At 68.2% G+C, this 26,518-nt stretch carries 12 protein-coding genes; 2 read left to right on the forward strand and 10 right to left on the reverse strand.

The window, feature by feature from the left end; all coding sequences use genetic code 11:
• Positions 1-162: 162 nt before the first annotated feature.
• The 5 genes from ABYF38_RS05075 to ABYF38_RS05095 form a co-directional block, all read right to left on the reverse strand.
• A complete protein-coding gene (locus tag ABYF38_RS05075) occupies positions 163-2,997 on the reverse strand; it encodes a lysylphosphatidylglycerol synthase domain-containing protein (RefSeq protein ID WP_371151243.1) in 2,835 nt (944 codons plus the stop codon).
• A 71-nt stretch (positions 2,998-3,068) separates the two neighbouring features.
• The gene (locus ABYF38_RS05080; RefSeq protein ID WP_371151245.1) at positions 3,069-3,986 is read right to left on the reverse strand and encodes a hypothetical protein; all 918 of its coding nucleotides are present in this window, start codon (positions 3,984-3,986) and stop codon (positions 3,069-3,071) included.
• Positions 3,987-4,177: 191 nt separating this feature from the next.
• On the reverse strand, positions 4,178-6,673 hold the full coding sequence (locus ABYF38_RS05085) for a heavy metal translocating P-type ATPase (protein WP_371151247.1): 2,496 nt from the start codon (positions 6,671-6,673) through the stop codon (positions 4,178-4,180).
• A gap of 28 nt (positions 6,674-6,701) precedes the next feature.
• Positions 6,702-6,959, reverse strand: coding sequence for a heavy-metal-associated domain-containing protein (locus tag ABYF38_RS05090; protein WP_371151249.1), 258 nt, complete (start codon positions 6,957-6,959; stop codon positions 6,702-6,704).
• A 27-nt stretch (positions 6,960-6,986) separates the two neighbouring features.
• Positions 6,987-7,268, reverse strand: coding sequence for a metal-sensitive transcriptional regulator (locus tag ABYF38_RS05095; RefSeq protein WP_371151251.1), 282 nt, complete (start codon positions 7,266-7,268; stop codon positions 6,987-6,989).
• 587 nt (positions 7,269-7,855) lie between these two features.
• On the opposite strand from ABYF38_RS05095, the gene ABYF38_RS05100 reads away from it, so the two are divergent.
• Positions 7,856-16,396 (forward strand): SpaA isopeptide-forming pilin-related protein, encoded by an 8,541-nt coding sequence (locus tag ABYF38_RS05100; protein ID WP_371151253.1) that lies wholly within the window; start codon positions 7,856-7,858, stop codon positions 16,394-16,396.
• Positions 16,397-17,697: 1,301 nt separating this feature from the next.
• Positions 17,698-21,291 (forward strand): family 20 glycosylhydrolase, encoded by a 3,594-nt coding sequence (locus tag ABYF38_RS05105; protein ID WP_371151254.1) that lies wholly within the window; start codon positions 17,698-17,700, stop codon positions 21,289-21,291.
• Positions 21,292-21,475: 184 nt separating this feature from the next.
• Here ABYF38_RS05105 and ABYF38_RS05110 read toward each other — a convergent pair whose 3' ends face one another.
• The 5 genes from ABYF38_RS05110 to purB form a co-directional block, all read right to left on the reverse strand.
• Complete coding sequence (locus ABYF38_RS05110) at positions 21,476-22,015, reverse strand: hypothetical protein (RefSeq protein ID WP_371151256.1); 540 nt, start codon at positions 22,013-22,015, stop codon at positions 21,476-21,478.
• Between the two features lie 16 nt (positions 22,016-22,031).
• Complete coding sequence (locus ABYF38_RS05115) at positions 22,032-22,733, reverse strand: DedA family protein (RefSeq protein ID WP_371151258.1); 702 nt, start codon at positions 22,731-22,733, stop codon at positions 22,032-22,034.
• A 29-nt stretch (positions 22,734-22,762) separates the two neighbouring features.
• Positions 22,763-23,860, reverse strand: a complete 1,098-nt coding sequence (locus ABYF38_RS05120; protein WP_371151260.1) for a cytochrome c biogenesis CcdA family protein — start codon at positions 23,858-23,860, stop codon at positions 22,763-22,765.
• On the reverse strand, positions 23,857-24,777 hold the full coding sequence (locus ABYF38_RS05125) for a DsbA family protein (protein ID WP_371151262.1): 921 nt from the start codon (positions 24,775-24,777) through the stop codon (positions 23,857-23,859). Before ABYF38_RS05125 ends, ABYF38_RS05120 begins: the two co-directional genes overlap by 4 nt.
• Before the next feature lie 166 nt (positions 24,778-24,943).
• Positions 24,944-26,413: an adenylosuccinate lyase gene (gene purB / locus ABYF38_RS05130; RefSeq protein ID WP_371151263.1), complete on the reverse strand. Its 1,470-nt coding sequence runs from the start codon at positions 26,411-26,413 to the stop codon at positions 24,944-24,946.
• Between the last annotated feature and the right edge of the window lie 105 nt (positions 26,414-26,518).

The following is a 26,518-nucleotide window of genomic DNA, read 5'->3' on the forward strand; positions in this document are numbered from 1 at the left end:
AAGCCCAGCTACCCGGGGCGGGTGGGGAGAACGAACCAAACGGTTCTCCCCACCCGCCCCTTTTTGGTGCCGCATCAGCCCGCCGCGCGCCGGCCCGCGCCGGCAGTGCCAAGATGAGCCCGCGTTCGGGAGCCCGGCGCCCCTTGGGGCCGCCGCCAGTGCCTAGATGAGCCCGCGCCGCTCGGCGCTTTTGAGGGCGAACCAGCCGACGATGCACGGCGCCCACATGGTCATGAGGCGGAAGACCAGCGCCACGGAGAAGGCGGCGCCGGCGGGCACGCCGGCCAGGGAGAGTCCACCGGTGAGGGCGGCCTCCACGGGCCCGATGCCGCCGGGGGCGGGGATGAGGGAGCCCACGGCGTTGGAGGCCAGGAAGGTGATGGCCACGGTGGCCAGCGGGATGTGCTGGTCGAAGGCGAGCAGCACCAGGTCCAGGGTGAGCACGAAGGCCAGGGTGAGCAGCAGGTTGCCGCTCACGCCGCGGGCCAGGCGCAGCGGGTTGCCGGCCATCCACACCAGGCGGGGCCAGATCTGCTTCAGGGTGGGCCCGGTGATCTTCCACAGCCAGGCGCGTACGGGCTTGAGCAGGAGCAGCAGGCCGATCAGCACCAGCGCGCCGGCGGTGGCGTAGATGACGGTGGAGCTGGGCAGGGAGAAGTCTATGAAGTCCCCGGAGAACAGGCTCAGGATCGCCAGGAAGACCAGGGTGACGGTGACCTGGGAGGTCTGCCAGAGGGCCACGGTGGCCAGGGCCTGGGGCATGGTCTCGCCGCGGGTGAGCACGAAGCGCAGGTTGACGGCCACGTGGCCCATGCCGGCGGGCGCCACCAGGGAGACGATGGTGGAGGCGGCCTGCACCACGATGGCGTCCCACAGCCGGAAGGCCTTGAGCGCGAAGGACTGCAGGGCTAGGGCGCCGCCCAGGAAGTAGAAGAGGCCCATGCCGAACGCGGCGGCCAGGTACCACGGGTTGGCGGTGCCCATGGCGGTGGCGATCTCTGAGAAGTTCATGGATCCCAGCACGCCCCAGACCAGGAAGACGACGAAGACGATCATCACCAGGTTGCGCACGGAGAAGCGGGCGACCTGCACTGGCGGTGCGGCGGCCTCGCCCTCGGGCATGAGGCTGACCAGGACGTCTCGCAGCAGCTGCATGCCGTCCTTGCCGACGGCGGCGAGCGTGCTGCGGGGCATGGTCAGTCGCTGCATGACGGGCGCCAGGGTGGCCAGCTGCTGCTCGCTGATGTACTCGGCGGCGGTCTGCAGGGCAACCTCGGCGCCGTATTGGGCGGTGAGCAGCGCCAGGGTCTGGGCCAGGTCGATGCGGCGGGCCAGGTCGTTGGTGGCGACCTCGCCGTTGTCCCAGTCGGTGATCCACACCTGCCCGTCCTGGTCCAGCCACACGGTGTTCTCGTCCAGGGAGCGGTGGGAGAGGCCGGCGTTGTGGGCGCGGCGCACGGATTCCCAGACGCGGCGGGCCGCGTCCTCCGGCGAGATGGGCTCGGGGAGGGCGGCGAGCGCGAAGAGGGGCAGGAGCTGCGGGGGGTGCTGGGCGGTGAGCACCAGTGAGTCCTCCACGCCGGTCACGCCGGTGAAGGTATGGGTGTTGATCCCGGCGGCCTTGGCCTGCTGGGTCATGAGCAGGGCGTGGTTGGCGGTGGTGGTGAGGGTGACGGCCGGGGTGGTGCGCAGGCCTTGGAGGCGCAGGCGGTCCCACAGGTGGGAGAGGATGGAGATGACCTCGCGGTCGTCGTCCAGCACCACCACGTCGGTGCGCTGCCCGGAGTCGTCCAGGGCGGCGTAGATGCGGGAGGCGGGCACGTGGAGGCGAGGCACCACGCCGGTCTCGACGTCGGCGAGCATCGCGGGCACGTCGATGAGCGGGGCGGGGGCCACGCCGAAGCCGATCAGGTCGCGTTCGGCGCTCGCGGTGGCGCTGGTGGCGAATTCGCGCGAGCGGACCTCGGCTGCGCCCAGGCTGGTCTCGGTGGTGACGAGGACGGCCTCGGCGCTGGCGGGGTTGGCCACGCCTAGGCGGATGAGCTGGTTGGCGGGGATGCCGGCGCGGCGTACTGCGGCCACGAGCTTGGCGTCGGTGGCGCGGGAGGGCTCGACGCCGTGGATGTAGCGCACGGCGTGGCCGACTGCGCGGCCCAGCAGGATGGTGATGATCGCGCCGGGCAGGGTGAGTGCGCCGCGCACCACGGACAAGGCCATGACGAGGCCGAGTAGGTACCAGCTCCAGCGCACGGAGGGGAGGCGGTCGCGGTTGCCGACGCCGGCCAGGAGCGCAGTGATGGCGGCCAGGGCCATGTTGATGGAGGCCACGGCCACGCCGTCGTTGGTGATGGTCAGGCCGCTCACCAGGGCCTCGGGGGCCCAGTTGGACAGCAGGTAGGAGACGCCGAGGCCGGTGGCCGCCGCGAGCACGGCGCACACGAGGGCGGTGGCGGTCTCCTGGTAGCGGCGGCGTAGCAGGAGCTCGGCCAGCACCAGCATGGGGGCGAAGAAGGTGAGGATGCTCTCCACCACGTTGACGGGCACCAGCAGTACCTGGCGCATGGCGGTGGTGACGGCGTTTTGCACGTCGAGGGTGACGCCGTGGGTGACGTTGCTGGCGACGACGGACAGGAGGAGCACGGCCAGGAGCCCCAGCAGGTTGAGGACCATGGAGACCAGGTCGGTGACCTTGCGGGTGCGGTGCTCGGGGACGTCGATCACCAGGCAGTTGACGGAGGGGCTGTGCCCGAAGTCGGTGGCGCTGAGTTGGGCACGCCGCGCGGTGCCGGCCTCCACGGCTTGGCGGCCGGCGGCCTGGCGGGGGTCGATTTCCTCTTCTTGGGCCATGGACATGGCTTCGGAGAGGTCGCCGGCCTGCCACCAGCGCCTCTTGGTGGACGACGTTGCCTCCGCCTGCCCCCCTTGTTCCGGCGCGTGCGTGGACTGCGCAGGTTCGGCAGTTGGCTGTGGCTGCTTTTCCTGCGGTTCCTTAGTCATGGGGGCGAGTCTACGAAGCTATGCGGGCGCGCGGAACTGCGGCGGGGCCGTGCGGCCCCAAATCGGTGCCTCTAGCGGTGGGCGTGTTCCGGGTTGGCGCTGGTGAGCAGGACGCCGGACTGGGTCTGGGCCCACTCGGAGACCAGGGTGACGATGTACGACATCTGGGTGCTGAGGTTGGCCCACCACGGGTCCAGGCTGTCTTCCTCGGTCGGGGCCAGGGTGACCTGGTCCAGGTCGTCGTCGCTGGTGGTCTCTAGGGCCAGCAGGGCGTCCTCGTCGATGGGGGCCGGGCAGGGCAGGTCGGTGACTGAGAAGTCGTTGTCGTGGTAGAAGCTCCACTGCGCCCGGTTGAGGGCGTCGTGGGAGTAGTCCACGAGTTCCTTGGCGAACTGCGTCCACGGGGTGGAGAAGGCGATGTGCACGATCGCGCGGTCGCCGGGCGCGGCGATCCAGTAGTCGACGCACAGGACGGGGGTGGACTCGCCGTCCTCCTCGGCCTGGCCGGAGGCGATGCGCACGCGCCGGAAGGCGCACACGCCCGCCAGGCGCAGCTGCTCGAACTCGTCGCCCGGGAGGGCGGCGGCCCTGATGGAGCGGGCGACCACGGGCAGGGTGATGGGCCGGTTCGGGGTGGACAGGTAGTGCCAGAAGCTGGCGGCGGAGATCGGGATTCCTGCGGGCAGGCCATGCGGGGTGTCGGCGCAGGCGAAGAGGAAGGCCAGGGAGCGCCCGTCGTTGAGCGCAACCTGCTCGGCGATCTCGCCCAGCCAGGTGCGGGCGCGCTGGCTCTCGGGGAAGTGGATGGAAGAGAGGTCCTCGACCTGCTTGACCAGCTCGTTCTCCGACGCGGTCAGGTCCAGGGCGGTCCATCCGCTCCCCATGGGCACGCACAGGCCCCGGGCTTCGGGGGACTGGGGGGAGGAGGCAGTCTGCTTCTGCTGACCGGGATCCTGAGGGGAACCGGTGGACTGTTGTGCTGATGACACGTTTTCCCCTTTCGTCTGGCAGTGCCCACGTAACTGTAGGGCCTTTGTCCTAGAGCGCTAAATCCGCTCAGCTATGGCGATAGTTAATACCAGTCTTCCACTGCTGGAAGGCGGAGTGGGGGACCGGCGAGAGCGATTTTAATAACGGCTGGCCCGCCGCGCGCGGCGCGGCGGGCTTTTTGTGGACGGGCCTAGGCCGGCAGGGCGGCGCGCAGGCGCAGCGAGTTGCTCACCACCAGCACGGATGAGAATGCCATCGCCAGGGCGGCGATCATCGGGTTGAGCCAGCCGAACGCGGCCAGGGGGATGGCGGCCACGTTGTAGAAGAAGGCCCAAAAGAGGTTCTGCTTGATGGTGCGCAGCGTGGCGCGCGCCAGGCGGATCGCTGCGGGAACCGCCAGCAGGTCCGTGCGCACCAGCGTGACGTCCGCGGCGGCGATCGCCACGTCGGTGCCGGTGCCCAGGGCGATACCCAGGCCGCGCTTGCCGGCGGCGGCAAGCGCGGCCGCGTCGTTCACGCCGTCGCCCACCATGCCCACGGTGGCGCCCGAGCGCTGGAGCTCCTCCACGATGGCCAGCTTGTCTGCCGGCAGCACGCCGGCGCGCACGTTTTCTATGCCGACCTGTTGGGCCACGAACTGGGCGCTGGCCGGGTTGTCGCCGGTGACCAGCCACGGGGTCAGCCCCAGCGCCTTCAGTTCCGCCACGGCCTGCGCGGCCTCGGGCTTGAGCGGGTCGCGCAGCACCAGCAGGGCGCGGCTCTGCCCACCCCAGCCCACGGCCACCACCGTGGCGCCCTGGGCGGAGAGCTCCCGTGCCCGCCGCTCCCAGGCCGCCGCCTCATCCGCGTCCGCGCCGGCCGCATCCGCTGCGGCCCGGTCTGCGCCGTCCGTTCCGTCGGTCGCGCCGCCGCCGAGCTGCTGAGCCACCCACTGCGGGCGTCCGACCGCAACCTCGGCCCCCTCGACGGTGGCGCGCACCCCGTAACCGGTGGAGGAGTTAAACGCGGCGACCGGCGGGAGCGCGCCGGCGCCAAGCCGCTCCGAGGCCTCCCGGGCGGCTTCGGCCACCGCCGCAGCGATGGGGTGCTCGGAGTTCGCCTCCACCGCGCCCGCCAGCCGCAGCGCGGTCAACGCCTCGCCGTGGGCGGGGCCGGCGGCAACGTTGGCCAACCCCGCCAGCGGAAGCGGGGCCGCCCCCGGCGAGGCGGCCAGCACGGCCTCCACGCGCATCCGGGCCTGGGTGAGCGTGCCGGTCTTGTCCAGCACCACCGTATCCAGCGCCCGCGTGGACTCCAGGATCTCCGGCCCCTTGATCAGGATGCCGCGCCGGGCGGCCGCAGAGGTGCCCACCAGCAGCGCCGTGGGCGTGGCCAGGCCCAGCGCGCACGGGCAGGCGATGATCAGCACCGCCACCCCGGCGGTGAACGCCGCCGTCAGGGACGGGCCCCACAGCCACCAAGCCCCGAAGGTGAGCAGGCTCAACGAGATCACCACCGGCACGAACACCGCGGAAATCCGGTCCGCCAGGCGCTGCACCGGCGCCTTGCCCGCCATCGCGTTCGTCACCAGCGCGCTGATCTGCGCCAGCGCCGTGTCCTGCCCCACCGCCGTGGCGCGCACCAGCAGCGCCCCGGAGGTGTTCAGCGTGGCGCCGGTGACCCGGTCGCCGGGGGCCACGTCCACAGGCACCGGCTCCCCGGTGAGCAGGGACTCGTCCAGGGCGGAGGTGCCGTCAACCACCACACCGTCCGTGGCGACCTTCTGGCCGGGGCGCACCAGGAAGTGGTCCCCCACCCGCAGCTGCTCCACCGGCACGCTCACGGTGGCGCGCGTGGTCAGGTCCGTGACCAGGTCCACCTCCTTCGCGCCCAGCTCCAGCAGTGCGCGCAGCGCGTCTCCGGCTTGGCGCCGGGAGCGGCCCTCCAGGAACCGGCCCAGCAGCAGGAAGACGACGATCGCCGCAGCGCCCTCGAAGTAGAGCTCCGCGCCCATCGAGTGGGTGGAGTGGCGCGGCAGCAGCGTCATGGACATGCGCATGCCGATCTGGCCCGCGCCGCCCCAGATCAGGGCCCACGTGGACCACGCCAGCGAGGCCAGCACGCCCAGCGACACCAGCGTGTCCATGGTGGAACCGCCGTGCCGCGCGGCCCGCGCCGCCGCCACGTGGAACGGCCAGGCGCCCCACGCGCCCACGATCCAGGCCAGCGGCGCGATCACCCACTGCCAGCCCGGGAATTGCAGCGGCGGGAACATGGACAGCGCGATCACCGGCGCGGCCAGCACCGCGCACACCGCCAGGTGCGTGCCCAGGCCGGCCGCCGTGGCGGGCGCTTGATTGTCCGACGTTGCCGCCCCGCCGCCCCCAGCAGCGGCCGCAGCGCCGGGCGGCGCAGCGGTGAGGGCGGCGGGCGGGGCGTCGTGCACCCCGGCAGGCGGCGTGGACTGGGCCGCAGCGGTGGCCGGCACGCGCAGGGAGGCGGTGTAGCCGGCGGCGCGGACGGCCTGAATCAGCTCTTCGGCGCCGACAGAGGGGTCGGTGACCTCGACGCGGGCGGAGTTCGTGGCCAGGTTGACCAGCGCCGAGACGCCGGTCAACTTGTTGAGTTTGCGCTCCACGCGGTTGACGCACGACGCGCACGTCATGCCCTCCACGTTCAGGTCGATGAAGCGTTCCTCGCTGGCCACTGGTTCCTCCTGGCTGGGTGGGGCCCGGTTACTTCTCGTCGCGGCGGATGGCGACGACGTCGTAGCCGGCCTCGTCGATGGCGGCGTTCAGGGCGGCGTCTTCCACCGGCTCGCTGATCACCACGGTGACGGTGGAGGTGGCGTCCTTGCGCAGCAGCACGGACACGTTGTTCACCTGCGGCAGCAGGTTCAGCTCGTCGGTCACGTGGCTGACGCAGTGGCCGCAGGTCATGCCGTCCACGTCGATTTCGATGGTGCGGTCAAAGGTGGTGGGCTCCGTGCTCATGGAATTCTCCTTCTTGGGTGGGTGCGGTTAGGCGCGAATAAAACGGTTGAGTGCGGTCATTACCTCTTGGACCTTTTCTTCCCCCTCGGCCCGGGAGGACTGGGCGGCCTGAATGACGCAGTGGTTCATATGGTCCGCGAGCAGCGAGTTGGCCACGGCCTGCAGCGCCTTGGTGGTGGCGGAAATCTGCGTCAGCACGTCGATGCAGTAGGTGTCCTCTTCGATCAGGCGCTGCAGCCCGCGCACCTGCCCCTCGATGCGGCGTAGCCGCGCCTGCAGGGCCGGCTTGCTGTCTGAGTAGCTCGCCATGGGGCTCCGATCGGGCGGTTGAATGGAAGTTAGGTCTGGGGGAGTGGCAGTGGGTGGGGGATGCGGCGGCCGCCCACACAGTGCCGTGTTTTCGCGCCTCAGTATACCCCCTGGGGGTACGGATGCAAGGCTGGCGGGGCGGCGAAGTGTGGGCAGTCCAACACGATTGGTATGTACCACTTGGCGGCCTGTGCCACTACATTCATGCCCAGTGTTAAGTGATCAAAAGTGATCGACACTCACCTGGGTCTTCCCAAAGCGCGCACGCAAGCGCGGCCTTGGGGCAAGGCTTGGAGTTCGCGGAGGCTCTAGAGGAGCGGGCCCGAGCTTCAAGAGGGGAAAGGGGTCCAGCATCGAAGGGACGCGGTGCTGGACCCCGACCCGTATTTAACGGCACAAATCCCCAAATGCGCGGGAGTCAAGCAAGCATTTAGGCGCTGACTATCATTTGTCTGCCATTTTGCTTATGCTGAGACGCGACTACGCGCTTTCGTGTCGTCAGATGACCTCATTCCTTCCCACGTACTGAGGACAAAAAGCACATGAAGAACTCAATTAGCAGAACTATGCCTCTGCGAGGAGCTTGGTTGGCGCTGGCGCTAACCGTGCTCCTGCTTGCCCAGATGGCGTTTACCCCTTTTGCGGCCAAGGCCGTTTCTGCCGCGCCGGCAAACTACGACCTCAAGATCACCACCTTCGACGCGCTCCAGGATGGCAGCGAGCCGGACCTGACGGGTTGGAGCGGAGTGCCGATCGAGGCGGTGGCGCATGCGCACGTCTCCGGAATAGGAGAGGGGCTCCAGAACGTCCTATTCAGGCTCTCCATTCCCAAGCAGTCCGAATACATCGAGGCGGTGGAGTTCCTAGAGCCGCGCGAATCCTCATACACCGTCCGCTCAGAGGACGAGTCCAGCTGGTTCGTCGAATACTACGTAGACGACTTGGCCGATCAGACCACCATCAGCGCGCCCTTCTCACTCACCTTCCGCAACGGCGCTGCCCCCAACGGCACCACCGTGACGCCCACCTGGATCCTGCTCTCCGACGAGCGCACCGAACTGGCCTCCGCCACCGCCACGTTCACCGCCAAGGCTTCCACTGCCTACAAGTTCAGCATGCAGGCATCGGAGGGCGTAGTTAAGAACGTCGAGGGCCAGCAGAACCGGGAGCGCGTTGCGCAGGCAACGTTCCAGCTTGCCTCCGAGCAGGAGGCGAGCGACGCCACCCACACGCCCGTCGAGGGCGTCCTGGTCAGCTACGACTTCCACGTCATTCCCGACCCCGCCTCCGGCGCGCCGGACGGGGCCGGCCAATTCTTCCCCTCCATGGTTCGCTTCGAAAACACCCTCGCCGAGGGCGTAGAGCTCGCCCCGCAGTCCATCCAGGAGGGATGGAGCGTGCAGGGGAACAAGGCCGTTTTCTCCGACGCATGGGACGCGGAGGCAACAGACACTCGCGGCTACTTCAAGCGGATCCACCTGCTCTACAAGAACGTGGCCATCAAGGCACCTGCCGGCACGCCGCTAATGCACCAAAACGTCGGCACCGCCTTCCTCACCTACGAGGGCACCGACACGATGGTGTCCAGCACCGACACCGCCTGGGCGGAGTTCCGGGCCTACGGACCGCCCGCCGCCCCCGCCGCCCTGCAGCTGGAAAAGACCGCCAAGACCCCCCAGCTGACCTACGGCCACGACAGCCTCTGGCGGGAGGGAAGCTCCATCCCGGAGCAGGGTTCCGGCCGGATCAAGTTCGCCCTGAACTGGAGCCAGGACGGAGACACCCACCTGGCCAAGCGCGTCTCCGACCACTCCCTTGACCCGCGCCTGTACTACGACACCTTCGAGATCAGCCGCGGCTACCGCCTCAGCGCCCCGCAGGCCGCCGACCGTCAGGTGGAGGAGGCGCTCAACAACTCCTTCAACATCCTCTACGGCGTGCGCGCGAACGGCTACCGCGTAGAGATCGGGCGTAACCTCCAGGTGGGCCGCGAGTTGACGGTCAACGACCAGATCCGCAGCTTCGTCGCCCTGGAACTCGACTTCCCCAGGGGCCTGGCCATGAACTCCGTGGGTTACGAGTTCACCGTGGGAACGGACATGGTGCGGGCCGAGGTGCAGAAGTGGGGCGGCAAGGAGTACGGCACCCCACAGGAGTACAGCAACAGCGCCACCTTCACCGCCACCGACAAGGTCACCGGTGTTGCGGCCACCAGCCCGGTGGCCACGGACACGGTGACCATCAAGCTGCCCGAACCGAAGCTCGACCTGAGCGGGGCCACCAACTACGGCCCCCGCACCTACCAGCGCTGCCCCGGCTTCAATCCCGGCCAGAGCCCCATCAGCTCCTGCCCCATGCTCTACCTGTTCACCGACACCCTGGTTCCCACCGGTAAGTGGGCGCCCGGCAACGGCACGGTCAACCGGCTGCGGCACGTGGTCATGCTCCCGCCCGGCGTCGAATTCGATCGCCTCTGGGACGTCAGGTTCAACAACTACACCCAGTCCCGCGACAGCTACACCACCCAAGTCCACCCGAACTACCTTGGCGACGGCCGCGACGCGCTGGTGGTGGACCTGGGCGTCAACCGCGTGGTGAAGTCCGCCGACCGGCCCAACGCCACCCTCTCCCTGCGCTACTACCTGCGCGCCACCGGCCTCGCCCCCGAGGGTGAGAACGTGATCGACTCCTACTCGATCTGGCGCGACAACGGCGAGCGCGAGGTCACGGCCGAGGACGGCACCCACCGCTACGTGGACGCCCTGGACCTCGACAAGGACGGCAACACCACGGAGGCGTTCCTCACCAACCGGCACACGATCAACATCGTCGGCGCCAAGGAGGTCAGCGGTCGCCTAGAGGTATCCGCCAACGGGACCGACTGGTTCGTCAGCTCGCCGATGGTGGACAAGGGCGACTACTTCTACTGGCGCCAGTCCGTCACCAACGGCACCGACGCCCCGGTTGACCGCGTGCAGTTCATCGACGTCTTCCCGCACGTGAACGACCACTCGATCGTGCCGGACGCCCACGGCGCCTACGCCCCGCGCACCTGGCTGCGCGAGAGCGACTACGGCGGCAGCCCGGAGGAGATGACCCACTCCGGGTTCCGGGCGCCGCTGGCCGGCCCCCTCAGCGAGCTACCGGAGAACGCGCAGACACTGCAGAAGTTCGACCTCTACTACTCCCTGATCGAGCAGGGCCCCGACCTCAACTCCGTGCTGCAGGTCACCTGGCTCACGGAGGAGGAGCTGGCGCAGCAGGTGGCGCAAAACCGCGCCTCCTGGGCGGACGTGCGCATGACCAAGGCCGTCCTGAAGCCGGGCCAGAGCCTGGAACCGGGCTACACGGCTCACCTGGTCTCCAAGCACCAGATGCCGCCCAGCGGCTACAACCGGCCGTACCTCAACACCCAGGCTGCCATCAACTCGATGATCGTGTCCCACAGCGACGGGACGTTCTTCGACACCAACAATTCGCGGGTAAACACGAGGAACTACACGATCACCGGCCGCGTCTTCATGGACCGCAACGCCAACGGCATCGAGGACAGTGACGACTACCCCGGAGACGGGCAGCTGGTCTACGTGAAGAATGCCGACGGCAGTCCGGCCCGGAACGCCGACGGCACCGAGATCGACGGCACCTTCCCCTCGTTCGGTGAGTTCAGCTTTACCGTGGACAAGCGCGGCGAGTACAAGCTGGTCACCCAGAAGCAGGACGCGGAGGCATTCAGCCCCGCCAACGCGACCGGAAACGGCACGATCTCCCACATCGAAACGGTGACCGGCAACGAAGGCGCCACCGGCGTATTCACGGTCTCGACCACCAACCCGTTCCCGAGCCGCAACATAGGTATCGTGCCCGGCAGGCGGGACCTGACGATCCACAAGGTGGACGACAAGGGCAGGCCGCTGCCCGGGGTCCGCTTTGAGCTGCGCCGCCGCCCCCCGATGATCGACGCGGTCAGCCTGCCCACGCTCACCAGCGCGGTGGCTGCGGCCGTAGGCGGCTTCGTCAACCCGGCGCAGGCTGGGCCGATGCCCATGCCCATTCCCCGGCCCATCCCCCGGCCCATGCCGCAGCCGCTGCCCAAACCGCAGCCCATGCCGATTCCCGGCCCGGCGATCCCGGGTCAGGAGACCCGCGTAGGCGAGACCGACTCCGCTGGTAACGCCACCTTCGAGAACCTGGAGTTCGGCGAGTACGATGTCATCGAGCTGGAGCCACTGCCCGGCTTCCTCCCGATCGACCCGTTCTCGATCTACCTCTCCGGCACCAGCCCCTACCCGTCCAACGAGCAGGACGGTGCCTACCGGGTGGTGAACCACCAGTCCGGTGCCCAGATCCAGATCACGAAGGTTGATGCGGAAGACCCGCAGACCACCCTGGCCGGCGCGGTGTTCGAGCTGCTCCAGGGCAACACCACCGTGCAGACCTCCCAGCCCACCACGATGGACGGCATCACCAACTTCTACGGGGTGAGCCCCGGTGAGTACCGGGTGGTGGAGGTGACGCCGCCGCGTGGTTTCTCCACCGGCGCCCCCTTCGACGTGACGGTGGATCAGTCCAGCACCCTTATCGAGAAGACGGTGGAGAACTACCGCTCCGAGGGCGCCGTGCTGCTGATGAAGACGGACGAAGCGGGCAGGCCCCTGCCAGGCGCAGAGTTCGGCCTGTTCCCGGTGATGGGGTTCGGCGACCAGGACACCCCGCGCTACACGGCGACCTCCGGCCAGGACGGCGTGGTGCGTTTCGACTTCGTCAGCTTCGGGGAATACCAGGTGCGCGAGCTCTCCGCGCCGCCCGGCTACGTCAAGAGCGAGCGGGTTGATACGGCGTACCTGGCAAGCGACGCCTACTTCATTGACCTGCGCTCGGAGCCGTTCGTCAACCGTGCCGTTTCCGGCACCGTGGAGCTGACCAAGGTTGACGCTGCGGACATGGTTTCCCTGCTGCCGGGCGCCGAGTTCGGCCTGTTCCAGCTCGGTCCCGACGGCGCGCCGGCCGCCCAGCCCCTGATGCGTCAACGCTCCGGCACCGACGGCGTGGTGCGCTTCACCCCGGTCCCGGTGGGCTCCTACCAGGTGAAGGAGATCGAGGCCGCGCCTGGTTTCGTCCTGTCCACCCAGACGTGGGACGCCCAGATCTCCGCCCAGGGCGAGGTGGTCAACCTCGGCAAGGTGGGCAACGCCCCGATCGCGAGCACTGTGACGGTGAAGAAGGTGGAGGCCGGTAATGCCGGTGTGGCTCTGCCTGGCGCCACCTTCGGGTTGTTCCCGGTTTCCGAGGCCGGTGTGGTGGCCGACGTTGCCGCCTATACCACCCAGTCGCAGGCCGACGGCGTGGCTACCTTCACGGGAGTCCGCAAGGGCACCTACGCGTTGCGTGAGGTGGCCGCCCCCGCCGGCTACGTGCTCTCCACTGCGGAGAAGCAGGTGGTGGTCTTCGAGCACGGCGCTACGGTGCCGCTCGGAGACTTCGAGAACACGCCGATCACTGGGTCGGTGAGCGTGAAGAAGGTTGAGACCGGCGCGGCGGCGAACCCGTTGGCTGGCGCGACGTTCGGCCTGTTCCCGGTGTCCGAGGCCGGTGTGGTGGCCGACGTTGCCGCTTACACCGCGCAGTCGCAGGCCGATGGCGTGGCTACCTTCACGGGTGTGCGTTTTGGGAAGTACCAGTTGCGTGAGACCGTGGCGCCGGTGGGTTACCAGCTTTCGACCGTGACCAAGGAGGTTGTGGTTTCTACCCAGGGCCAGACGGTTGCGGTGGGTGACTGGGAGAACGCTCCGATTACTGGCACGGTGAGTGTGAAGAAGGTCGAGGCGGGTAATGGCGGTGCGGCGGCGACCCCGTTGGCTGGTGCGACCTTCGGGTTGTTCCCGGTTTCCGAGGCCGGCGTGGTTGCTGACGCGGCTGCCTATACGGCGCAGTCGCAGGCCGATGGCCAGGCCACGTTTGCGAACGTGCGTTTCGGTAAGTACCAGTTGCGTGAGACGGTGGCGCCGGCGGGTTATCAGCTTTCGACCGTGACCAAGGAGGTTGTGGTTTCTACCCAGGGCCAGACCGTTGCGGTGGGTGATTGGGAGAACGCTGCGATTACTGGTTCGGTGGTGTTGACCAAGGTTGATGCTGCGGACATGGTGTCGGTGTTGCCGGGGGCTGAGTTTGGTTTGTTCCCGGTTGGTGGTGATGGGCAGGTGGCTGCTGCGCCGGTTGATCGTCAGGTTTCTGGGCGTGATGGTGTGGTGCGGTTTGAGAATGTGCGCTTTGGTTCGTACAAGGTGCGTGAGCTTGTTCCGGTGCTTGGTTTCCAGTTGTCTGGTCAGTCTTGGGATGCCCAGGTGGTTTCGCAGGGGCAGGTGGTCAACGTGGGCAAGGTGCCTAACGCGGTGATCACTGGCACGGTGAGTGTGAAGAAGGTCGAGACCGGTGCGGCGGCGACCCCGCTGGCTGGTGCTACCTTCGGGTTGTTCCCGGTTTCCGAGGCCGGCGTGGTTGCTGACGCGGCTGCCTATACGGCGCAGTCGCAGGCCGATGGCCTGGCCACGTTTGCGAACGTGCGTTTCGGTAAGTACCAGTTGCGTGAGACCGTGGCGCCGGCGGGTTACCAGCTTTCGACCGTGACCAAGGAGGTTGTGGTTTCCACGCAGGGCCAGACGGTTGCGGTGGGTGACTGGGAGAACGCTCCGATTACTGGCACGGTGAGTGTGAAGAAGGTCGAGGCGGGTAATGGCGGTGCGGCGGCGACCCCGTTGGCTGGTGCGACCTTTGGGTTGTTCGCTGTTGCTGGCGATGGTTCGGTGGCTGACTCTGCTGCCTATACGGCCCAGTCGCAGGCCGATGGCCTGGCCACGTTCACGGGCGTGCGCTTTGGTAAGTACGAGCTGCGCGAGACCGCCGCGCCGGCGGGTTACCAGCTCTCGACCGTGACCAAGGAAGTTGTCATCTCTACCCAGGGCCAGACCGTAGCGGTGGGTGATTGGGAGAATGCCCCGATCACTGGCACGGTGAGCGTGAAGAAGGTCGAGGCGGGTAACGCCGCTAAGGTCCTGCCTGGCGCGACCTTCGGTCTGTTCCCGGTTTCCGAGGCCGGCGTGGTCGCCGACGCGGCTGCCTACACGGCCCAGTCGCAGGCAGATGGCCTGGCCACGTTCACGGGCGTGCGCTTTGGTAAGTACGAGTTGCGTGAGACCGTGGCGCCGGTGGGTTACCAGCTCTCGACCGTGACCAAGGAAGTTGTCATCTCTACCCAAGGCCAGACCGTAGCAGTGGGTGATTGGGAGAACCGGGCGATTGTTGGTGCGGTGTCGGTGACCAAGGTAGAGGCCGGTAACGCGGGCAAGAAGCTGGCGGGTGCCACGTTTGTGCTGGAGCAGGCCGGGGCGGTGAAGTACACGGCTATCTCCGGTCCTTCTGGTGTTGCCAACTTCGCGGGCGTGAAGGCCGGTACCTACCAGTTGCGTGAGACCAAGGCACCGGTGGGTTACCAGCTCTCGACCGTGACCAAGGAAGTTGTCATCTCTACCCAAGGCCAGACCGTAGCAGTGGGTGATTGGGAGAACCGGGCGATTGTTGGTGCGGTGTCGGTGACCAAGGTAGAGGCCGGTAACGCGGGCAAGAAGCTGGCGGGTGCCACGTTTGTGCTGGAGCAGGCCGGGGCGGTGAAGTACACGGCTATCTCCGGTCCTTCTGGTGTTGCCAACTTCGCGGGCGTGAAGGCCGGTACCTACCAGTTGCGTGAGACCAAGGCACCGGTGGGTTACCAGCTTTCGACCTTGACCAAGGAGGTTCAGGTCTCCAGCCAGGGCCAGGTGGTCCAGGTTGGCAACTGGGACAACAGCCCGATCACGGGGTCGGTGGCGGTGAAGAAGGTCGAGACCGGTAATGCCTCTAAGGTCCTGCCTGGTGCGACCTTCGGGTTGTTCCCGGTTTCTGAGGCCGGCGTGGTTGCTGACGCGGCTGCCTATACGGCGCAGTCGCAGGCCGATGGCCTGGCCACGTTTGCGAACGTGCGGTTTGGTAAGTACGAGCTGCGTGAGACCGTGGCGCCTGCGGGGTACCAGCTCTCGACCGTGACCAAGGAGGTCGTGGTTTCCACGCAGGGCCAGACGGTTGCGGTGGGTGACTGGGAGAACGCTCCGATTACTGGCACGGTGACGGTGACCAAGGTGGATGCTGATGATGCGGCCAAGAAGCTGGCTGGTGTGGTCTTTGCGTTGCGTCAGTCGGGGAAGAACGTCTACCGGGCCACCACGGATGGTGATGGTGTGGCCACGTTTGCGGGTGTGCGCTACGGCGTGTATGAGCTGGTGGAGGTATCCACGCTGGAGAACTACGTGCTTGACACTGCGTTTAAGGAGAGCGTGAGGGTTTCTGCCCAGGGCCAGAGTGTGGATGTGGGTAGCGTGACCAACGCGGTTAAGCGGGCCGATGTGGTGGGGGTGAAGAAGGACCAGGCTGGTGTGCCGTTGTCGGGGGCGGTCTTTGAGCTGCGCCAGGCGGGCAAGGTGGTTGCTAGCGCGACTTCTGGTGTGGATGGTGTTGTGCGTTTTGGTGCGGTGCCGTGGGGGGAGTATGAGTTGGTGGAGACCAAGGCTCCTGCCGGGTACAAGCTCAACGCGCGTGCCGTTGTGGTCAGTGTGAAGCAAAGTGGTGGCCAGGTGAGCCTGGATGACATCGTTAACGTCAAGGAAGAGCCTGCCACCCCGCCCACGCCGACCCAGACCCCGTCGCAGACCCCGAGCCAGACTCCGTCTCAGACGCCGAGCCAGACTCCGTCGCAGACCCCGAGTGAAACTCCGTCTCAGACGCCGAGTCAGACTCCGTCCGAGACTCCGTCGGGTACGCCGACTCCGTCGCAGACCCCGAGTGAAACTCCGTCCGAGACTCCGTCGGGCACGCCGACTCCGTCTGAGACGCCGTCGCAGACGCCGACGCCTTCGCAGCCGGGCCAGCCCACGGCACCGCCGGCGGCGCCGTCGCCGACTCCGTCTGCGACTGCGACCCCGGGGCGCACGGGCAAGCTGGCCAAGACCGGTAGCGACGCCGCCCAAGTCCTGCCCTGGGCGGTAGCCCTGGCAGCTGGTGGTCTGCTGGTGCTCACTGCGCGCAAGCGGCGCCGCTAGCCGGGTACCACAGCCGGGAGGCACTGGGGCACTCACCTTCCTAGGCGGGTGAGGTCCCCGGGGCGCATGGTCGGCCCTTCCGCTTCGGTGGGAGGGCCGACTGCTCGTTTTGGCCCATTTCAGGCCCTTCTCAGACGAGAGCGTGTGGGGCCATTGAGGTGGTCCGGTGGGGAGGTCCGTTCTCTCTGGACCGGCTTCCGTGGCGACCAGAGTGGGGACTGGACCCGAGGGGCGCGTCGGGCAGGGCCGCTGGTCGTTGCGCAACCGGTTGCGCCTTTACGGTTCCTGTTGAGCCCTTGTTGCACCGGTTGTGGCTTTCTTGCACCTCTCGTGGCGCTACGGGGCTGATTAACGGCTGAAAAGGTCGCCCAAAGGCGCAAGAGCTGCAACAAAGGCTCGGGAGCTGCAACAAAGGCGCAAGCGTTTGCGCACACCCCGGCCGGGGTGGGCAGGCGCGGATAGGAAAGGGGTGCCTGGCCTCCTGCGGGTGTGGCAGAGGAAGGAGCGATGAGTTCGGGCGCGGCCGCGGCCCCCCAAGCTCGCAAATGCTGCAACGGGGTACATACGACCGCTTGGTGCCATGGCACCGGTCGGTCGGATGTGCCCCAACCGCACGCTTGTGCGCTCGGGGGTGGCCGCCACGGGGCGCCGGTCAGGGGAGGGCCGGCGTGGATTCCGGGTGGTGGGTGGAGCGTCGGCCACCTCGGGCGGCAAGGCCGGGCGGCCAAGCCAAGCCACCACGGGCGGCCAAGCATGGCGGCTGCCACGGGGCGCCGGTGTCTCCTGACGTGGCTGCAGCCTCTATCCCTGGCCCCCCAAGCTCGCAAATGCTGCAACGGGGTACATGTGACCGCTTGGGGCCATGGCACCGGTCGGTCGGATGTACCCCGACCGCACGCTTGTGCGCTCGGGGGCAGCCCCGCGCGATCGTGGGCGACTTCCAGCAGGGCATCCGCACGCTTGTGCGCTCGGGGGCAACCCACTGCGCCCGCCGCGCCGGTGACTGCCGACGGTGCCGGCCACCGCACACGCCGCCCACCGCCTCCACAGCGCCGCGCGCTGAGCCGCGGAGCAGCTCGAAGCCCAACTCCCTGCCCGTGCGCTCTCATCAGTGAGGAGCCCCTTTTCGCCTGGTGAGACCGGGTGGGCCCGCAGGAACAGAGGCGTTCTGATCTTTGTTGCTCGGTTGACCTTGATTTCGCGCCATTTTTCTCACATGATTTGGGGAGTCCTATCTTGCTGCTTGAACGTTCAGCAGCAGTGGCTGCTAATCAATGGCGATTGCTCCCAAAGGAGAAGTGATGCAAAGACGAGTCACCCAACGCGCGATGGGGGTGTTGGCAGGCGTTGCCGCATTGAGCCTGCTCTCTACCACCTCCGCTTTTGCTGAGCCGGAGGAGCGGAACATCGCCCTTGGGCAGCAGGTGGTTGCCTCTAGCGTGGAGACGGCGGGCAAGTGGGGGCCCGAGAAGGCCGTGGACGGCGACGATGGTAACGGTGGTACGGCCAACCAGGGCGCTGCGGATGCCTCCCGTTGGTCCGGTCGCGGCGAGGCCAACGGCCACCTGACCGTCACGCTTCCGCCCAACGCGGTGGCCAAGCGTGCGCGCATTCAGTGGGCCGGCGCCTGCTCCACTGAGTACCAGTTCCAGTACTCCACCGACGGGCAGACCTTCGAGCCCGCCTCCGAGCGCGTCACCAAGACCGGGGATGGGTGCTTCAAGAAGTCCATCGAGACCCCGTTGACCATCCCGGCGGGCGTGAAGCCCACCCACCTGCGCCTGCAGTCCTTTGCGCTGCGCAACCAGTGGGGCCCCTCGCTGTGGGAGTTTGAGATCTGGGGCACGGCCGACGCTCCGCCCCCGCCGGCCTCCGACATCGCCAAGGTAGTCCCGCTGCCGGACAGCGTCGTTGCGGGGGAGGGCACCTTCACCCTGCCGGCGAACGCCTCCATTAGCTTCACTGGCGGTGGCGAGTTCGCCGCGAAGGACTTGGCGGAGTTGCTGCGCCGCTCCACCGGCTACGACCTGCCGATCTCCCAGGACGGCAAGATCAAGTTTGTCCTGGACGCCGCCTGGACCGAGGGCGGTGACGAAGGATACGAGCTGAAGGTGACGGCCGACGGGGTGACCGCCAAGGCCAAGACCGAGGCCGGTTTGTTCTACGCCTCCCGCACTCTGCTGCAGCTGCTCGGCCCGTGGGCCACCTCCACCGAGGCCGTGAAGGGCCCGTGGGAGGTGCCCGCCCAGACCATCGTGGACAAGCCGCGCTACGAGTACCGCGGCCTGATGGTTGACGTGGTGCGTTCCTTCCTGACCAAGGACGAGATGCTGGGCATCATCGACCAGATGGCGCACGTCAAGCTGAACAAGCTGCACCTGCACCTGACCGACGACCAGGCCTGGCGCGTGGAGATCACCAACGAGGGCCGCGTGGCTGGCGACGACATCGACTACACGCGCCTGACCTCCATCTCCGGCAAGACCGCCGTGCTCACCGCGAAGTGGGCTCCGATCTCCGTCAAGGCGGACGACCCCGTCACCGACGGCGTGGCGCGCGTGCCCGGCATCCCCGGCTTCTACACGAAGGAAGACATCCGCGCGATCGTCGCCTACGCCACCGCCCGCAACATCGAGGTGATCCCCGAGATCGACGGCCCGGCGCACTCCAACGCCCAGCTGCACGCGATCCCGCAGCTCAACGGCGGCGGCTCCCACCCGGTGGTGCCTGAGGGCCAGACCACTCCGGTCATCACCAACACCTCCGTGGGTGACGCCAACATGGGCGCTCGCAACGAGAACACCTACAAGTTCCTGGCGCACGTCTTTGGCCAGGTCACCGACATGATGCCGGGCAAGTACCTGCACGTCGGTGGCGACGAGCCCCACAACATCTCCGGGGCCGACTACGCCACGTTCATGGAGCGCACCATGCCCCTGATCGCGGCTCGTGGTCGCACCCCGATGGTGTGGAACGAGGCTGCCGCTCACCTGAGCAAGCTGCCCAACGGGACCGTCATCCAGTACTGGAACGGCAACGCGCAGCAGGTGCGCAACGCCATCCTGTCCGGGCGCGGCATGAAGCTGATCATGTCCCCGGCCACCACCACCTACTTCCCGCAGCGGCAGACCAACGCCCTGGGCGGCCCGAGCTGGGCGTGCGGTAGCACCCCGTGCGACCTGGAGCGGTTCTACAACTGGGACCCCTCCCTGTCCGGCCCGGCCGTTGGCGACCAGCACATGCTCGGTGTGAGCGCCGCCTTCTGGGCGGAGCACACCCGTGGCATTAAGGACTCCCAGTTCCGCCTTTACCCCCGCCTCATGGCCACCGCTGAGGTGGCGTGGACGCCGCAGGCCGACCGCAGCTTCGAAGACTTCGTCAAGCGCATGCCGGCTCGCGGTGTGGAGCTGAACCTGGCCGGCGCCAACTTCTACGGCGACCCCAAGGTTACGTGGGCCAAGGAACTGCGCGGCGACGCGAAGGTGGAGGCCGACGGCAACCTGGCCTACCTGAGCGCGCCCGTGGCCGACGTTGCTGCCGCCACGGTCACCGTGCGTGACGCCAAGGGGCAGACTGTGCCCGCCACCCTGGTGGGCCAGGCGGCCGCTGCGCGTGGCCAGGACCTGCGCCGTCCCAACGACGGTGCCGTGCGTGCGGTTAACACCACCTACGTGGTGCGCACCGAGCAGGCCAACCTCGAGGGGCCGCTGGCCGTCGAGGTGGTAGTTGGCGGCGAGACCCTGCGCGCCACGGCCGACGTCTCCACGACGCCGGCGCCGGAGCCGTCCACCTCGGCCTCCGCGAGTGCGTCGGCCTCCGCGTCGACTTCGGCGAGCGCTTCGACTTCGGCCAGCGCGTCGACTTCGGCCAGCGCTTCCGCGTCCACGTCTCCTTCTGTCAGCACCTCCGCGTCCGCTTCGGCCAGCGCGTCGGCCACGGTCACCGCCACCCCGTCCACCCCGGCCGTCCCGTCCACCCCGGCGCAGCCGGCGCCGCTGACCATCAAGCGTCTGGCGGGCGCGGACCGCGTGGCCACGGCGATCGAGGCGGCCAAGGACGGCGGGTTCACCCCTGGCACCGCTCTGCTGGCCACCGGCAAGAACTACGCCGACGCCGTCTCCTCCGGCCCGCTGGCCGGTGCGTTGAAGGCGCCGCTCTACTTCTCGGTGACCGCAACGCTGGAGCCCTCCGTGCTCCAGGCGATGCTGGACTCCGGCGTGAAGAAGGTCTACATCGTCGGCGGCAAGAACTCCGTCAGCGAATTGAAGGCTGAGGCCCTGCGCCTGGCCGGCATCCAGGTCGAGCGAATCACGGGTGCCAACCGCGTCGAGACGGCCGTAGCGATCACCCACAAGCTCACCGACCTTGGCCACCGCCCGGCGAAGTTCTTCCTGGCCTCCGGCCTGTCCTACGCAGACGCGTTGGGCGCGGGCGTGGCGGCCGGGCGTGAGAAGGGTGCGGTCCTGCTCACCCAGGGTGCCAAGCTGCCGGCTGCCGTGCGTGAGACGCTGGCCGACTACAAGACGGAGCCCGTGGTGGTGGTCGGTGGCGCCGCTGCCGGCATCATGGACGACTCCGGCCTGGCGGGCCGCAATGCCAAGCTCATCATGGGCGTGGACCGCTTCGACACCGCTGGCAAGCTGTTCACTGAGTACGCGGCGAACGCGAACAAGCTGGTGATCGCCTCTGGCACGGACTTCGCCGATGCCCTGGCCGCGGGTCCGCGGGCCCTGGCCGGCAACGCGGGTCTGCTGCTGGTCAAGTCCAACGACGTCACCTCCGCCACCCGCCGCGCCCTGGTGGGCGCCAAGGTGGACGCGATCGACGTGCTGGGTGGCAAGCGGTCCATCAACGACAGCGTTCTGGTCAGCCTGGAGCGTCTGCTGCGTCCGTAAGCGCGGTGTCCGGGTGGTGTGAGCACCACCCGGACACCGCTCAGCTTCGCGAAACCGCTGCCTGCAGGTAGGGTTCGGCTTCCCGAAGAGCAAAGGTGGGGCCCCGCACGCTAGTGCGGGGCCCCACCCATTGTGTCGGACAGCCCGTGCCCTCCCGCGCTCCCTCCGGGGCCCGGAAAGCGCCCTACCAGGCCTCCAGGAAGTCCTTCCAGACCGCGCGCCACTGGCCGATCGACTCCCGCCCGGAGAGCTTGGAGTGGTTCACGGTGATGCCCACCTTCCCTGGCTCCTTCTGGGTCAGGGAGATGACCACCTGGGTCGAGTCGTCCAGGGTGGCGCGCCAGTAGCGCCAGCGCGGCGTGGAGGAGGCGTTAGGGGTGTTCAGGAACGTCAGCCCGCCGATGTCCGGCACCGAGTCAACGAAGTTGAGCCAACGGGAGAAGACCTCGTCCAGCTCGCCCGGCAGGGTCTTGGAGACGGACATCTGGTAGGAGCCGTCGGCGGCTTGGCCGGGCTGGCGACGGCCGATGTGCTGCTCGTACGTCACCGTGACGGATTGCGCCCACCAGTCGGGGGAAACAACCTCCGGTCCTAGCATTGAGCGGACGATGGAAACGATTTGGCAGTGGGAGAGCTCGGCGCCGCCGGCCTTGTTAAGCGTGTGCACCCAGCGCTCCCATGAGCGGTTGGTAGCGCCCGCGATTGCCTCGGTGCTGGCAGCCATTGGCATCCCCATCCCGTCAACGCGAGGAAGACCCCTTCGCCTTCCGGCGGTTCCATAACTGGAATCCGACCCAAACGATTACCGCAATAACGATAATGGCGAGGACAACTTTCGACAAGTTTCCTACATAGACCTCGACTACGTGCCACTGCTCGCCTAACAGGTAACCCGCCCCCACAAGGACGCTGTTCCAAATGAGGGAGCCAATCGTTGTCAGCAGGGTGAACAGCCAGAGGTTCATCTTCGTAACGCCCGCAGGGATGGAAATGAGCGAGCGGAAGATCGGAATCATGCGGCCAAAGAAAACGGTGTACTTACCGTATTTCACGAACCAGGCCTCGGTGCGGTCCACATCCTCAATCTTCACCAAAGGCAACTTGTTAAATATTTTACGAGTTCGCTCGCGGCCCAGCGCCGCCCCCAATCCGTAAAGCGCCAGGGCGCCCACAACGCTGCCGGCGGTGGTCCACGCCAGCACGGCGGGTAGGGACATGGAGCCGCGGGAGGCGGTGAAACCGGCCAGCGGCAGGATTACCTCGCTGGGCAGGGGCGGGAACAGATTCTCCAGCGCGATCAGGAGGGCGGCCCCAAAGCCGCCCAGGGTCTCCATGATGTTGACCGCCCACGCCGCGATGCCGGTGAGCTGCTCGGCCTCCGGGGCGGGGACCGGGCTAGGGGTGGGGGTAGCCGTCAGCGCGGCCAGGCTGGGAAAAATCATGAGCCAAACCTAAACCAACCAAACTGGCGTTAACTGTTGCCTTCCCCACCTTTGAGCGAGATTTGGCTGCGGGCGATGGAGTAGCTGCGCCCCCTATCCGCCCCGGTGGGCCCGTCAGCGCCCTCGGCTGGACCATCGGCGCTCCCGCCGGCCTGAGCCGGCGCATCAGCCCCGACGCCAGCCGCACCAGCGCGCCCCGCGCCACCAGCACACCCCGCCGCACTGTCGCGCCCTGCGCCACCAGCGCGCCCTGCGGCAGCGCCGACTCGCCCCCCGCGCGGGTGTGAGAGTAGGACCAGCAGCACCGTGACCGCCACCAGCAGCGCCAGCACCAGCCAGTTCGGCAGCGGAGTGAGGGAGGCCGCCACGTTGCTCTCCAGGTCAATCAGGTGCCCGGTATCCACCAGGCCGGGCAGCAGCGTCGTCCCCCGGGAGAAAAACAGCAGACCACCCAGTGCCATCATGACCACACCGGTGATCACCTGGCCCCGCGTGGTGGAGCGGCCCAGCACCTTAACGGGCTTGGGGCGCAGCCAGCGGCGGGCGAACGGCTCAAAGCGCCGCCACGCCACCGCCATCAGCAGCAGCGGCAGGGCCATGCCGGCCCCGTAGATTGCCAGCAGCAGCGCGCCGTAACTGGGCTGCCCGCCCAGGCCCACCAGGAACAGCACGCCGCCCAGGATCGGGCCGGCACAACCCGCGCCCGCCAGGCCGTAGAGGGCGCCCAGCAGGAACACGGCGGCCGACGTCGCCGCGCCACCGCCCCCACCGCCCTGGGCGCCGCTAGCGGCGGCCTCAGCCTCGTGGCGCTTGGCCAGCCTGCGCGCGCCGGGCAGCCCGAAGCTAAACCCGAGGGCCATCGCCGCGCCCAGCAGCACTAGGGCCAGGGAGCCGACGTTGTTGATAGCGCCCGCGTGGCTGCGCAGGGCCAGGCCCAGACCGCCCGCTGCGGTGCCCAGCGGCACCAGGGTGGCCAGCAGGCCCAGGTAGAAGATCCCGGTGCGCGCCACCAGCAGGCGCGGGGAAGAAAACGCGTACGCGAAGAACGCGGGCAGCAGCAGGGCGGAACAGGGGGCAAGCAGGGTCAGCACCCCGCCGGCAAAGGCGCCCGCGACGGAGGCCGTCACTGCTGAGCAGCCAGGAGCTGGTAGCGGATGGTCTCCAGGAAGAACTCCGTCGGGTAGGCCCCGGCCACGGCCGTGTCGTTGATGACGAACAGCGGGGTGGAGGCCGCGCCAAGCGCCTGGTTGGCGTGCTGCAGCTCCGCCTGCACGGCGTCCACCGTGGCCTGAGAGGTCAGGTCGGCGGTGAACTTGGCGATGTCCGGGATGCCGATAGCGGTGGCAGCCGCCACCAGCGACTCCACGGAGTAAGACGGGTGAGAGTTCGGGTCCGCAGTGCCGAACAGGTGGTCGTAGAACTCCCAGAACATGCCCTGGTTACCGGCGGCCACCGCGCCCTGCGCGGCCAGCTGAGACTCCGGGCCCAGCACCGGCAGGTTGCGCCACTCGATGCGCAAAGTGCCGTCCTCCACCAGTCGCATCAGCTCCGGCTTGGTGTTCTGCGCCCAGCGGGTGCAGAACGGGCACGCGAAGTCCGCGTACTCGATCAGCACCACCGGGGCGTCCACCTTGCCCAGCGCGAACGGGTCACCCTCCTGGCGGCGCGGCTCACCGCGCAGAGCCTCCAGCGCCTTCGGGTCCGTCAGGGAGGGCGCGAAGGAGGGCATCTCCTGCGGCTGGGCCTGAGCCTGCTGCCCCTCGCCGCCCTGCGCCTCCTGCCCGCCCGGCTGCGCCTGCGCGCCGGCGGTGGGACCAGCCTGGGCGCCCGCCGGGGCCTCAGCGCGGCCCTGGGCCATCACCAGGTAGATCACCACGGCCAGCAGCAGCGCGATCACGGTCAGCAGCGCGGCGATCAGCGGCGAACTGGACTTGGCGGGCGCGGCCACAGCGGCAGAACCGGCGAAAGCCGGCTTATCCTCCCAGGCCATCACCGCCTCCTGCTCGTCGGCGGGGCGGGTCACGGGCTTCTCAGGCTTAGACATGCCAAACATGGTGCCATGGCTGCGCCCCGCCCGCTAAGGGCGTTGCCTGTGAAAAGACTCCACCGGAGGGCGGGAATAAAACCGGTCGCGGTGAAACGGCGGGGCGGGGAGAACGTCGTCCACCCAAAAGCCAGGTGGCGCCCTCCCCGCCCGCGCGAGTGCGCCGCTACTTTGCCAGGTGGCGCTCCACCAGCTGCGCGGCCAGGCCCGTGTAGGTGGCCGGAGTCAGGGCCAGCAGGCGCTCCTCCACGTGGGCGGGCATGCCCAGGCCGGAGATGAACTCGCGCATCGCCGCTCCGTCCACGCTGCGGCCGCGGGTGAGCTCCTTCAGGCGCTCGTACGGGTTCTCCATGCCGGTGGCGCCGGCCACCTCGGCGGCGCGCATCGCCTGCTGCACCGCCTCGCCCAAAACCTCCCACGCGCCGTCCAGGTCCGCCTCCATGGCCGCGTGGTTCACGTCCAGGCCCGCCAGGCCCCGCGTGACGTTGTCGATCGCCAGCAGCGAGTGCCCCAGCGCCACGCCGATGTTGCGCTGCGTGGTCGAATCCGTCAGGTCACGCTGCAGCCGCGAGGTCACCAGGGTGGCCGACAGCGAATCCAGCAGCGCGCAAGAGATCTCCAGGTTCGCCTCCGCGTTCTCGAAGCGAATCGGGTTGACCTTGTGCGGCATCGTGGACGAGCCCGTCGAGCCCTGCGCCGCCAGGTTTTGCTTGAAGTAGCCCAGCGAAACGTAGGTCCACACGTCCGTGGCCAGGTTGTGCAGCACGCGGTTGAAGCGGGCCACGTCGCTGTAGAGCTCCGCCTGGAAGTCGTGGGACTCGATCTGCGTGGTCAGCGGGTTCCACGTCAGGCCCAGGCCCTCCACGAAGGCGCGGGCGATCGCGTCCCAGTCCGCCTCCGGCACGGAGATCGAGTGCGCCCCGTACGTGCCGGTGGCGCCGTTGATCTTGCCCAGGTACTCCGCCCGCTCCACGCGCGCCAACTGGCGGCGCAGACGGTGGGCCAGCACGGCCAGCTCGCGGCCCAGCGTGGTCGGGGTGGCCGGCTGGCCGTGGGTGCGCGCCAGCATCGGGGCCTCAGCGTGCTCGTGGGCCATGGCGGCCAGGGCGTCGACCATCTTGCGGGCCGCCGGCAGCCACACCTCCGCGATCGCGGTGCGCAGGGTCAGCGCGTAGGACAGGTTGTTGATGTCCTCAGAGGTGCAGAAGATGTGCACGATCTCCCGCACGTGCGGCAGCACCGTCGACTCACCCAGCGTGGCCGGCGCGGCGTCCAGGCGACGCTTGATCAGGTACTCGATGGCCTTCACGTCGTGGCGGGTCTCCGCCTCGATCTCCGCCAGCTCCGCCACCGTCGACTCGTCGAACGTGGCCACCAGGGAACGCAGGTAGGCCTTCTCCTGCATGTTCAGGCGCGGCGCACCCGGCAGGAAGCCGCCGTCCGTCAGGTGAATCAGCCACTCCACCTCCACGTGCACCCGCGCACGGTTCAGCGCGGCCTCAGACAGGTGGTCCACCAGCGGCGCCGCCACGGCACGGTAGCGGCCATCCAGGGGGCCGAGGGCCAGCGGGAGCTCGGCCAAGTTGACGCGGTTAGAGGGGAAATCTGCAACGTGCGTGGGGCTAGCTGGAGTCATGGGCCCATTTTCCCAGGTTTTTGCCCCGCTGCGAACAGGCTGGAACGCGCTGGTGGCGTGGGGTGGCGCACTCGCCGGGAAGCGGCGGTGAGGGGCGACGCTGCC

Origin of the sequence: Buchananella sp. 14KM1171 (assembly GCF_041380365.1) — a bacterium.
GTDB lineage: Bacteria > Actinomycetota > Actinomycetes > Actinomycetales > Actinomycetaceae > Buchananella > Buchananella felis.